The sequence below is a fragment of the Shewanella sp. AS16 genome, assembly GCF_021412365.1.
GTDB classification, from domain to species: Bacteria; Pseudomonadota; Gammaproteobacteria; order Enterobacterales; family Shewanellaceae; genus Shewanella; species Shewanella salipaludis.
Genome location: NZ_JAKCLK010000382.1, coordinates 1 through 284, shown reverse-complemented (window position 1 = coordinate 284; position 284 = coordinate 1). Strand labels below are relative to the sequence as shown.

1 protein-coding gene is annotated in these 284 nt (G+C 43.0%); it reads left to right on the top strand.

Translation table 11 applies throughout. The annotated features are described in order from the left end of the window. Positions 1–284: hypothetical protein (locus LZP73_RS20760; protein WP_234236864.1), on the top strand; the 284-nt coding region annotated here is incomplete at both ends.

Sequence of the window (284 nt, the reverse complement as noted above, 5' to 3'; positions counted from 1 at the left end):
AGGTGTGCCATATAAACCGCAAACGCAAGGCGCAAATGAAACACGCCATAGAAGACTTAAGTTCTTCTTGCGTACTGCATTAACGGATGATGCAGATGATTGGCCGTACCATCTTAAATGGGTACAAACACAGATGAACGAGTGTGCTGATCCGGTTACAGGAACAACACCCGCTCACTATTTTCGTGGCAGATATAGTGAGTTACAAATACCTTATAACAAGGATGAACCTGATCGCCATGAGTTACCATGGTTAGAAAAGGTACAACGTATACATAACGTTG